At 62.2% G+C, this 9,347-nt stretch carries 10 protein-coding genes; 6 read left to right on the plus strand and 4 right to left on the minus strand.

Features of this window, described 5'->3' with window-relative positions; translation table 11 throughout:
- Both ACRESD_RS10800 and ACRESD_RS10805 read right to left on the minus strand, forming a co-directional pair.
- On the minus strand, positions 1–897 hold an 897-nt coding region (locus ACRESD_RS10800; RefSeq protein ID WP_431750898.1), incomplete at its 3' end, for an MATE family efflux transporter.
- A 3-nt stretch (positions 898–900) separates the two neighbouring features.
- Positions 901–1,194: a hypothetical protein gene (locus tag ACRESD_RS10805; RefSeq protein ID WP_431750899.1), complete on the minus strand. Its 294-nt coding sequence runs from the start codon at positions 1,192–1,194 to the stop codon at positions 901–903.
- Positions 1,195–1,372: 178 nt separating this feature from the next.
- Between ACRESD_RS10805 and ACRESD_RS10810 the strand changes: the two genes are divergently transcribed.
- The 5 genes from ACRESD_RS10810 (at position 1,373) to ACRESD_RS10830 (ending at position 5,745) form a co-directional block, all read left to right on the plus strand.
- Positions 1,373–1,681 (plus strand): MazG-like family protein, encoded by a 309-nt coding sequence (locus ACRESD_RS10810; RefSeq protein WP_003188211.1) that lies wholly within the window; start codon positions 1,373–1,375, stop codon positions 1,679–1,681.
- Positions 1,674–2,423: a methyltransferase gene (locus ACRESD_RS10815; protein ID WP_431750900.1), complete on the plus strand. Its 750-nt coding sequence runs from the start codon at positions 1,674–1,676 to the stop codon at positions 2,421–2,423. Before ACRESD_RS10810 ends, ACRESD_RS10815 begins: the two co-directional genes overlap by 8 nt.
- A gap of 24 nt (positions 2,424–2,447) precedes the next feature.
- Positions 2,448–3,050 carry a DUF4136 domain-containing protein gene (locus ACRESD_RS10820; protein ID WP_431750901.1) on the plus strand — a complete coding sequence of 201 codons (603 nt, stop codon included), beginning with the start codon at positions 2,448–2,450 and terminating at the stop codon, positions 3,048–3,050.
- Positions 3,051–3,095: 45 nt separating this feature from the next.
- A complete protein-coding gene (locus ACRESD_RS10825; RefSeq protein ID WP_431750902.1) occupies positions 3,096–3,653 on the plus strand; it encodes a DUF4136 domain-containing protein in 558 nt (185 codons plus the stop codon).
- Between the two features lie 115 nt (positions 3,654–3,768).
- Entirely contained in the window at positions 3,769–5,745 is a 1,977-nt protein-coding gene (locus ACRESD_RS10830) for a pilus assembly protein TadG-related protein (protein WP_431750903.1), read from the plus strand.
- On the opposite strand, the gene ACRESD_RS10835 is transcribed toward ACRESD_RS10830, so the two are convergent.
- On the minus strand, positions 5,742–8,462 hold the full coding sequence (locus tag ACRESD_RS10835; RefSeq protein ID WP_431750904.1) for an ATP-binding protein: 2,721 nt from the start codon (positions 8,460–8,462) through the stop codon (positions 5,742–5,744). The two genes, ACRESD_RS10830 and ACRESD_RS10835, sit on opposite strands and share 4 nt — an antisense overlap.
- Positions 8,459–8,899: a TadE/TadG family type IV pilus assembly protein gene (locus ACRESD_RS10840; protein WP_431750905.1), complete on the minus strand. Its 441-nt coding sequence runs from the start codon at positions 8,897–8,899 to the stop codon at positions 8,459–8,461. The genes ACRESD_RS10835 and ACRESD_RS10840 overlap by 4 nt, the downstream gene beginning before the upstream one ends.
- Before the next feature lie 72 nt (positions 8,900–8,971).
- Here ACRESD_RS10840 and ACRESD_RS10845 point away from each other — a divergent pair.
- Positions 8,972–9,347: prepilin peptidase (locus ACRESD_RS10845; RefSeq protein ID WP_431750906.1), on the plus strand; the 376-nt coding region annotated here is incomplete at its 3' end.

Below are 9,347 nucleotides of genomic sequence, written 5' to 3' on the forward strand. Positions count from 1 at the left end.
GGCTTCGACGGCGTGAGCTAATCCATCCAGCGCGTGGGCCGCCAGCAGCAGGCCGTTGAGCAGCAGCGCATTGGCCGCCACGGTCGCGTCGCCCAGGCGTGCGCCTTGCACCGTGATCATGAAAAACACCGATTGCAGCGCGAGGCTGCGGATGAAAATGTCGCGGTTGACCGCCAGCAGCGGGCGCCAGCTTTCCCACAATTTCAAGGCCGCCCAGGCGATATGCCCGGGGTAGGCCCGCAGGGCCTTTTGCGTCATGGCCAGGCCGAGCAGGGCGCCGATCCATTCGGCCACGACGGATGCCCGCGCCGAACCGACCACCCCCCAATCCAGACCGAGTACGAACCACAGGTTCAAGGCGATGTTGACCAGATTGGTGGTCAATAGAATGGCCAGCGGTGCGCGAGCGTTTTGTGTGCCGAGGAACCAGCCGACCAGCGCATAGCTGGCCAGCGCGGCAGGCAGGCCGAACAGGCGCGTGTGGAAAAACTCGCGGGTCAGCTCCGTCAGTTCTGGAGACGGTTGCATCCATTCCAGTGCGAGATGGCTCAGGGGAATACCCACGGTGCCCAGCAGCATCGCCAGGCCCAGCGCCAGCAACAGGCCTTGCAGCAGGATTTGTCGCAGCGCGGCGCCATCCCCGCGCCCGGCGGCTTGCGCGGCAAACCCGGTGGAGCCCATGCGCAGGAAACCCATGGCCCAGGCGAGAAAGGTATAGAGGCTGGCCCCGACCGCCACGGCGCCCAGTTGATGGGCGTGGGGCAGGTGGCCGATGACCATGCTGTCCACCAGGGCCACCAGCGGCACCGAGATATTCGACAGGATCATCGGCGCGGCCAGGGCCCAGACGCGGCGATGGGTGGGGCGGTGGCGCCAGTCGGTGAGTAAGCTGTTCAAGTGTTAATGCACGACCCAACTGAGCAGCCACAGGCCCAGCATCAGCCAGATAACCCCGGCGATGATCGAAGCCCGCATGAATGCGCGCACTGCCGAGTACAGCAACATCAGGCCGATGATCAGGGTAATGATGCTGATGATGGAGGTGTCCATGCCCAATGTACGCGCCAGTCCATCGACGAAGTTGCCGCCGGCATTGGTCAAGGCGCCGAACAGTCCGCTGAGCCCATCGACGATAAAGCGGATGATGGAGCCGAGCGCCTGGCCCAACCAACCGAAAAAGCTTTCTACCTGCATGTATGTGTCCTGAAGAGAGGTGGGCGTTGCTGTGCCTTTGGTTGCTATAGCGCCGGGCGAGTTCCCTATAAGCATAGAGGTTTGCCGGGTTGTAATCATGGGCTGTGTTGGGCGTCGATGGATTCGCTTGCCTTGATGGCTTATCCGCCCGAAGCTATACGCCTTCAGGAGCCCGCGCATGAACCTCGAACACCTCACCGAACGCCTGCATCGTATCCGCGATACCAACGATTGGAAGCAGTTTCACAGCCCGAAAAACCTGGCCATGGCCGCCAGCGTGGAAATGGCCGAACTGGTGGAAATTTTCCAATGGCTGACCGAAGACCAGTCGCGCCAGTTGCCCGCTGACAAACTCGCCCACGCCGGGCAGGAGGTCGGCGACATCGTACTGTACCTGCTGTTGCTGTGCAGTGAGTTGGGCCTGGACATGAACGAGGTGGTGCGCGCCAAATTGGCCGACAGCGAACGGCGGTTTGCCCATGAGTGATCGTCATTTCGACCAATTGGCCACGCGCTTCGCCGAAAAGATCTACGGCGGTGCCAAAGGCGCGATTCGCCTGGCGGTGCTCCAGGCCGACCTGAGTGAAGCCCTGCCGGATCGCCCGTTGCGCGTGTTGGACATCGGCGCTGGCCTGGGCCATATGTCGCTGTGGCTGGCCGAGCGTGGCCACCACGTGACCTTGGCCGAGCCCGCCGAACCGATGCTGGAAGGCGCGCGCCAACGTTTCGCCGACGCCGGGCAGGCTGCCACCTTTATCCACGCCCCGTGGCAAGACCTGCTTGGTCAGCTCACCGAACCCTACGACCTGGTGCTGTGCCACGCCGTGCTGGAGTGGCTGGCCGAACCCCATGCGATCCTGCCGGTGCTGCACCAACTCACGGTGCCCGGTGGCTGGTTGTCGCTGGCGTTCTACAACCGCGATGCACTGATCTATCGCAACCTGCTCAAAGGCCACTTCCGCAAGATGCGCAAGAACGACATGGCCGGCGAAAAGCAGAGCCTCACCCCGCAACAGCCGCTCGATCCACGCGAGTTGGCGGCGCAACTTGAAGGGCTGTGGCAAGTCGAAAGCCAAAGCGGTGTGCGGGTGTTCCACGACTATATGCCGGTGGAGTTCCAGGCCCGCGCTGAGCTACTGGATTTGTTGGAGATGGAACTTGCTCACCGTCGTCACCCAAGCTTTGCCGGACTTGGGCGTTATTTACATTGGATCTGCCGTCCGGTTTAAGCGGCCCAGTTTGCGGAGGTCGAAATGCGTCGTCTCTGTTTGATCTTGTTGTCCCTCGGATTGGGCGCCTGTTCCACACCCAATCCTTACGTGGCCGCTTCGGCCCCGATGCCGCCAGCTCCGGTCCAGGCGGCCAATACCTTTGATGCCAGCGCCTACCCGGCACCCGTGCGGGACTACGGAGCCTATCGCAGTTGGGCCTGGCTCAACGGCCAACTGCCGGCAGGTTCGGCCTGGGCCGACTCGGCGCAGATTGCCGAGGCCGTCACCGGTGCCCTCGATCAGCGCGGTCTGCGTCCGTTGCATGACAACCGTGCACCCGATCTGCTGGTCAGCGCCGACGTGCGCCTGGAGAAGCGCCTCAGGCAAGTCCAGGACGATTACGGCTACGGATACAACGGCTATAACCGTTACGGTAATGGCTACGGCATGTACAACACCGTGCCGGTGGTACGCACCTATGAAGTGACGGTGGCGGTGGCGCGGATCAGCCTGTTCGACGCTCGCACCCGCCAGCCGGTGTGGAGCACCAGTGCTGAAACCACCAGCCAGGGCAGCCTGAGTGACCGGGCTGAGGCGTTGCGCGAAGCGATGCAGAAGGCAATGACTGCCTATCCACCCAGTTAGCAGCTATTCTCATCAAAGGCTCGAATCGTTTTTTGGAGAACATCCATGTTTCGTCGCATTGCTGCACTCGCTGTTGTTGTATTGCTGGGCGGCTGCCAGACCAATCAGGTCAACCACGACTTCGACGCCAGTCGCGATTTTGGCGCCTACCGCAGTTGGGCCTGGAAAGACCCGGCGCTGCAATACCGTCCGGATGATCCGCGTATCAAGAGTGACCTCACCGAGCAACGCATCCGCCAGGCCGTGGGTGAACAACTCGAGCAACGCGGCCTGCGCCCTGCGGCGGCGGGTACGAATGCTGACCTGAAGGTGCAGGCGTACCTGATTGTCGAAGATCGCCAGCAGCAAGTCACCACCAATTACGGTGGCGCTTGGGGCGGCCCCTGGAATGGTTATTGGGGCGCGCCGATGTACAACGAGACGCGCAACATCACCTACAAAGTGGCGACCATCCAGATCGACCTGCTCGACGGTAAGGACGGCAAACTGGTGTGGCGTGGCAGTGACGAGCAGATGATGGCCAGCACGCCGAATCCGCAAGACCGCAGCAGCGCGATTCGCTCCACAGTGGGCAAAATCCTTTCCAACTACCCACCCCACTAAAAGCCACCACATCCAATGTGGGAGCGGGCAAGCTCGCTCCCACATTGGATTCTCTACACTCATCTACACTCCAGGAGAGTAAGCGCTCGGCGACTCGCCGGCACAGGAGTGCTCGATGTCTCCACGATTTCATGGCAAGCAACGTGGCGCTATCGGCCTGATGGCGGTGGGCGTGTTGGCGCTGGTATTGGTGTGCACCTTGTTGGTGATCGACAGTGGTCGCCTGTACCTGGAGAAGCGCAAGCTGCAAGGGGTGGCCGACACCGCTGCATTGGAGGCAGTGGGTCGCAAGGGCACCTGCGTGGCCGGCTTGACGGCGGCTACCTACGCCGCCCAAAGCGCGGCACGCAATAATTTTGTGGTAGGCAACGGCAACACCCTGGCGACCAGCTGTGGCAGTGTGGCCACTGTCGCCTCAGGCCAACGCACGTTCAGTGCTAACCCGGCGCTGTCGTCGGCGATTCAAGTGGTGGTCAGCAAGACTGTCCCTACCAGCGTATCCGGTGGGGTGTGGGCTCTGTTTTCCGGTAACCCGATCAGCCTCAACACGGTATTGACCGCCACCGCTGTGGCAGCAATGCCGACGCCCCCTCTGGCCCAGCTCACCATCAACAGCACGCTGGCCAGCGTCAACACGGCCAGTGCAAGCTTGTTGAACCCGCTGTTTTCCGGGTTGCTCGGCGGCAACGTCAACCTCACCGTCGCCGGTTGGAATGGCCTGATCAATACCAACATCAACCTGCTCAGTTACCTCAACCAACTGGCGATCAACCTGAACGTGGCCGCCGGTAATTACACGCAACTGCTCAATACCAATGTTACCGCGACCCAGTTGATCCAGGCGGCAATCACGGTGCTGACCGCCAACGGCGCGACGGCGGATGTGCTGACAGCACTGGGCAACCTGCAAATCGCCGCGATCAACCAGGCGCCACTGACCCTCGGGCAGATCCTGCAATTGCAGACGGGTACTACCGCGGCGGCGCTGAATGCCAACCTTCAAGTATTCCAGCTGATTCAGGGTGTGGTGCAACTGTCCAACAGCCAAAGCTCGGTGGCAGCGACCTTGCCGGTAAGCCTGCTGGGGCTGGCCAATATCACCACCCAGGTCAAAATCACCGAGCCACCGCAATTGTCCGCCATCGGTAATCCGGCGCTGGCGGCGGCCAACCCACAGGGGCCGAATGCGCTCTACGTGCGCACGGCCCAGGTGCGCACCGAGGTGACGGTCAGCTTGCCGGTGTTGAGCAGCCTGTCGGGGCTCAACACCGCGGTGAACAACCTGGTGGGGCCGCTGACGCCGGTGCTCAATGGCTTGCTGAGCTTGAACCTGGTAACTACGATCAACTCGGCGCTGTGTTTGCTGGGCGCCGGTTGCCAGCAATTGGATGTGCTGGCGTTGCCGGGCAACCTGCCGATCAATATCGTGCTGGATGCCGGCGGCGCCAGCAGTTATGTCACCGCCTACAGTTGCCCAACCGGCAACGCCGGCACCAAGAGCCTGACGGCCATTACCACCACCTCGTTGGCCTCGCTGAATATCGGCAGCATCACCAATGCGTTTTCCACTACCCAACCAATGACAGTGGCACCCCTGGCGCTGATCGATATCGGCACCAAGGTTTGCCATATGATCGCCTTCATCGGTAGTTGTGATCCCCGGATACCCTTCGCTGGCGGCGGTATCGGGATTGAGGTGAAAAGCCCGATTGCCGGAACTGTCCAGACCCAGGTGTTTTCCAGCACCACGCCGTTCGCCACGCCGCCCAACGTGGGCCTTGCACCGACGTATCAGGCCGCCACGCCAGCCACCAATGTGGTCAGCAGCCTTTCCACCACCCTCAATGGCGTGGGGATCACGGCTTATCAACCGGTGGGCAATAACCCGTTGGGCAGTTTGATCGCCAATACGGTGTCGCTGCTCAGTAGCGTCAGCGCCATCGTCACGCCGGTGGTGGACGGCCTGCTCGGCCCGCTGCTGAACCCGATTCTCAACAACCTGTTGAACAGCCTCGGTATCAGCCTGGCGAATGTGAACGTCGGCGCCAACCTGACCTGCGGCCAGACCGGCGAAGCCTACCTGGTGATTTAAGCGTCGATGGCCCTGGGCAGTTCCACGCAAAAACGCGCGCCGTGTTCACCGTTGCTGACACTCAGGCGCCCACCCATGTTTTCCACGATGCCGTAGCTCACCGACAAGCCCAGCCCGGTGCCCACGCCAATCGGCTTGGTGGTGAAAAACGGTTCGAAGATCCGCTCCAGCAACCGTGGGTCGATGCCGCCGCCGTTGTCTTCGACCCAGATGCGCACATGGCGACTGTCATGTTCGGTGTGCACGGCGATCCATGGGCGCAGCTCGGGGTTTTTCTCGCGCAGGCTGAGCAGCGCATCGCGAGCGTTGACCATCAGGTTGATCAGCACTTGCTCAAGCTGGTCGACGTAGCCCCTGACCTGCACCGGAATTTCCTCTTGGGTCAGGCGTACGTCCACACCTTTGCTACGCAAACCTTCACTGAGCAATGACAAGGTGCCTTCGACGGCCTGCGCCGGGTCAAAAGGCTGCTGCTCGACTTCCGAGCGACGGCCGAACACGCGCATGTGGTCCACCACCCGCGCCGCACGTTGCACTTGGGCGTCGATGCGCTGGAGTTTTTCGGTGAGGTAATCGACTTGGGCGTTGCCGGTGCTCAGGCGCTTGAGCACGTTGACGATGGCCATGCGCATCACGTTCAGCGGCTGGTTGATCTCATGGGCCAGGCCCGTGGCCATTTCGCCGAGGGTGGCCATTTTCGCGCTTTGGGTCAGTTGCTGCTGGGAGCGGCGTACTTCGGTGTTGTCGCGGCCCACGGCCTGCACTTCCAACAACACGCCTTGCTCATCAAACACGCCACGGTCCGACCACACCCACCAGGCATGTTCGCGCCCCGGCAGTTGCAGGCTGATCTCGGCAGTGCTGACAGGAAACTCAGGGGTCAGTTGGTGGATTCGATGTACGAAGGCCTGGCGTTGTTCATCCGACAGCCAGTCGCCCAGGTTCAGCCCTGGTAGTTGGGCCGGCAGGCATTCCAGGTAGTTGGCCAGGGGGGTGTTGCCGAAGGTCAGGGTCAGGTCCGGCCGGTAGCGGCAGATCATCGCCGGGGAGTCTTCCACCAGGATTCGGTAGCGTTCTTCGCTGTCCTTGACCTGCTGCGCGGCCAGGGTCGCCTCGGTGACGTCCAGCCACAGGCCGACGGCCTCCACCGGCAGGCCGAGGTCGTCGCGCAGCAGCTTGGCTTCGTCGAGCAGCCAGTGGTAATCGCCCTGTTTGTCCTGCACGCGATAACGGCTGCGCACGCTGCCTTCGCGCAGCAACTGACGGGTGCGTTGGAAGTAGAGGTCTCGGTCGTCCGGGTGCACCCATTGCACCAGGTTGTCGTGACTGCATTCGGCCAGGGTGCGGCCCAGCAATGGCAGCAGGCTGTCGCTGAAAAACACCGGTTGCAGGGCGCCGTTTTCGTAGTGCTGCACATAGATGATGGCGGGCGAGCTGGCGATCAGGTTGTCCAGGCGCGCTCGGGCGACGTCGGCTTGCAGCTGCTGGTTCTTGATGTCGCTGATATCGAGCATGAAGCCGATACAACGGCGTTGCTCGCCGGTGCCCAGCACTTGGCCCTGGACGCGATACCACGTGTTGTCGCTACGGCTGAGGCGCACGCTGGCGAGCAAGGGCTTGCCGAGAGTGTGCAGATCCCGCAGGCGGCTTTGCAGTTCCTGGCGGTCGGCGGGGTGGATCAGGTGCAGCCAGGTGTCGAGGGCTTGTCGGGTCGGTTCTTCTTCCTGGCCCAGGTTGCGCATCAATTGTGGTGCGAGTTGGATCTCGCCGCTGCTGGGCAACAATTCCCACCAGCCAGTGCCCAGCAAACCTTGCAGGGCTTCCAGGCGCTCCAGCTGTTGGTGGTGACGTTGTTCACGCAAGCGGCTGAGCAAAGGCGCGGCGAGGGCGGAGGCGAGGTTCAGCCAGTCGCGCTCGCGTGTGTGGGGCTGGCCGTTATAAGCACCGCACAACAGCCACGCGGCGACGCCCTGGCCATCGCGGTAGGGCACGAGAAAACCGTCGGCATTGCCGAACACACTGTGCAAACGCGGGTGCTCTCCACGCCCATACGGTGCTTTGAGGGCCAATGGGGTGGTGCCGTTGAGGCTGTCCAGGCAAGTACCGAGGCGCTGGCCGGTATGCCAGAACAACGGTGCGTCATGGTTGGCGTATTGGCTGTAGACGCGCCAGCCCTGGTCCTCTTGGTCGAGCAGCGCCAAGGCCACACAGGGAATGCGCCAGCGCTGCGCCACGCTGCACAGTTGCTCGTTGAACACCTCGGGCAGGCGGGTGAGGCTGCACACGCGTAGCTGTTCACTGACCCGGCTGGTCAGTTGGTGATTCTGCTCGCGTTCGTCGGCCAGTCGCCTGCCGTCGAGCAAATCGCCGATGTCCAGCGCATGCAGCAGCCAGCCGTTGTCGTGCGGCTCAAGGGTGCCGCGAGTGTGCAGGGTTTGCCCGGCGACACCCTGGAAGTCCAGGTCCAGGCTGTGACGTTGCCAGTCGGCGGGAACGCCTTCTACCGCCAGGGCGCTGTGGGCGCACAGCAAGTCTTGCAACGGCAGCGAATCCGCGTGCGGTGCGAGGTGTTGCCGCAGGGCGCCGCTGATATCGAGCACGCGGCCTTGAGCGTCCAGGTGCAGGTGCAGCCCGGCGTAAGAGGGGGCCGGCGGGTCGATGGCCAGTGCGCCACTGCGGCCGAGCAGGCGCCCGAAGAGCTTGTCCCCGGCCGTCAAAACTGCAGGCTCGACTGGGCCTGCAGCGTCACCGGCAATTGTGGGACGGTGCCGATGCCGGGCAACACAATGAACGGCATCACGTTCTGGAGGTTGGCGGTGGGGTAGTTGATTTGCACCTTGAGCACGCCGTTAACGATCGTGGAGCTGACCTGTGTCGCTGCGTTGAAATTGAAGGCAGGGGGAAGCCATCCCAAACGAGCGGCGACAGTGGTGTTGGCCGTGTTGATCACTGCTGCCGAGTAGCCTTGCATCGTGGGGTCCAGGCCCACGCTCGAGCGCACGGCTTCGGCGGTCGCCTGGTTGAACGACTGCATCAGCAGCAGTGGCAGGCTATAGCTGACCATCGCATAGAACACGGCGAAAAAAATCACGAATACGGCCGCGAACTCGATCGCTGCTGTGCCTTTTTGCTTGTTGGGGAGGCTTGTTTTCATCACCGAGTCTACCCTGACGGCTACTACTTGATATCAGCATAGAATCAATCAGCCAAAAGGGATGTTTTTTACGTGATCCAAGGTGCAGTGGTGTTGGTGTGGTTGGGCGTGTGTGCCGTGCAGGATGCTCGGCAGCGGTTGCTTGCCAATCGCCTGACGCTGGGCGCGACGTTGCTGGCGTTGATCTACCTGCTGTGGACCGGTAGCACCTGGCTCGGCGCACCCAGTGGGCAAGGGGGGCTGGCGTTCATTCTGGCGCTGCTGCTGACCCTGCCTGGATACGCCCTGGGCCGCCTGGGCGCGGGGGATGTGAAGTTGCTCATGGCGTTGGCGCTGGCCTCAAATGCCGAGTATTTGCTGGGTTCGTTCATTGGCGCTGCGGTAGCGAGCATGCTGTGGCTTTTGCTGGCGCCAAAGCTGTGGCCGCTTATGGGTCAAGGGCTTAAAA

The sequence above is a fragment of the Pseudomonas sp. genome (genome assembly GCF_050739995.1).
Classification (GTDB): domain Bacteria; phylum Pseudomonadota; class Gammaproteobacteria; order Pseudomonadales; family Pseudomonadaceae; genus Aquipseudomonas.